2 protein-coding genes are annotated in these 1,498 nt (G+C 63.2%); one reads left to right on the top strand and one right to left on the bottom strand.

Annotated elements, in window-relative coordinates; genetic code table 11:
* Positions 1–991, bottom strand: a 991-nt coding sequence (locus EN939_RS33840) for an AsmA family protein (RefSeq protein ID WP_127271785.1), incomplete at its 3' end; no start/stop codon positions are given.
* A gap of 153 nt (positions 992–1,144) precedes the next feature.
* Between EN939_RS33840 and EN939_RS33835 the strand changes: the two genes are divergently transcribed.
* Positions 1,145–1,498, top strand: a 354-nt coding sequence (locus EN939_RS33835; RefSeq protein ID WP_206528423.1) for a Dyp-type peroxidase domain-containing protein, incomplete at its 3' end; no start/stop codon positions are given.

Raw genomic sequence — 1,498 nt, 5'->3', positions numbered from 1 at the left:
CCGCCTCGTCGAACTGCACCTGCGCGCCATTGGCCTCGATGGCGAAACTCGGCTTCAGCCCGAGATCGACAGAAGCCTTGCCGTCGGCGGTGTAGGGGTTGTCGAGCGGCCCGGTCTCGAAGCGGAATTCGTCGACGCCGAGTTTCTGGTGGTCGAGCGAAAATTTGCCGTTCAGCCGAAAGCCCGGATCGGGCTTGCCGGCGGAAACCCTCACCGTCTCGCCATCGGTGCCGCGCAGCTCGGCGCTGTTCTTGTCGGCACCGGAGATCTTGAACTGGCCGGAATAGGCGGCAGCGCCATTGACGATGCCGGCATTGCCGTCGGTTTCGATGACCAGCGGATAGGCGTCCGGATCGGCCTTCAGCCGAAGCCGCATCTGCCCGTTGCCTTCGGCCTTGCCGGTGGAGGCAGTGACCGTGGTGCGAAGACCGTCGAGCCGCAGCGTGCCGTCCATGCGCCATGGCCCGGCCAGAGACTTGGCCGAGATGGTCGAATTGATCTCGGAAAACAGGTGGCTGCGCCCGCCGGCGGCATGGCGCAGTTCGATCTGCCCTTCCGTCACCGTCAGCTTCTCGATCGAGATCTGATTGAGGTCGAAGGGAGAGGACGGCCGCATCGCCCAGTCGACGGTGCCGTCATTGGCGATATCGATGGTCGCTTTCGGCCGCACCAGCCGCATGTCGAAGATCAGCACTTCGCCGCGCAGGAAGGGCGCCAGTTCCGCATCCATCGAAAACGTCTCGACGGTCATGGCCGGCTGGCCATTGGGGCCGCCGGCGACCGCGACGTTCGAGAAGGTCACCGAGGGAAACGGCAACAGCCTTGCCGTGGCGTCGCCCTGCACGGTCACCTTGCGGCCGAGGATGGCGCTGGCCTCGCGCTCGAATTGGGCGCGGTAGCCGGTCCAGTCGATAAAATACGGCACCACCAGCGCCGCACACAGCACCAGCACAAAAAGGCCACCGAAGATCACGAACAGGCGAGCGAGCATCAGCTCCGAATGGGTTGATTGAAATTCTGCCGCACTCTACCCGCATCCGCGTGTCGATAAAGAGGCAATTCATCCAGTGTTGCGCGATGTCTCATCCGCAGTTGCGTGATATCGGGCGATCTGAAACAAATCCCGGCGAAGCGGAGAATTCGGATGTCTGGAAAGAACTGGGATCGCGTGCCGATCGATGCGCAAAGTGTCGACGCCCCGCTGTCGCTTTCGGCGGTCTTTCTTGTCGTCACCGTCGCCAGCGGTCAGACCGCGCTCGCCAAGATAGCCTCCGTGCTCGGCGGCCTCGATGATCTCGTCAAAACCGTCGGGTTCCGCGATCTTTCCGGGCGGCTTTCGTGCATTGCCGGCATCGGCCGCGATCTCTGGGATCGTCTTTCCCCAGATCGGCGACCGCTGGAACTGAAACCGTTTGCGCCGATCAAGGGTGCCGTTCATTCGGCGCCTTCGACCGCCGGCGATCTTCTCTTCCACATCCGCTCCGAGCGGCCCGATATG

The organism is Mesorhizobium sp. M7A.F.Ca.CA.002.05.1.1 (genome assembly GCF_003998335.1).
GTDB lineage: Bacteria > Pseudomonadota > Alphaproteobacteria > Rhizobiales > Rhizobiaceae > Mesorhizobium.
Note: the sequence above shows the minus strand (reverse complement) of the source record. Positions and strands in the feature narration are given on the sequence as shown.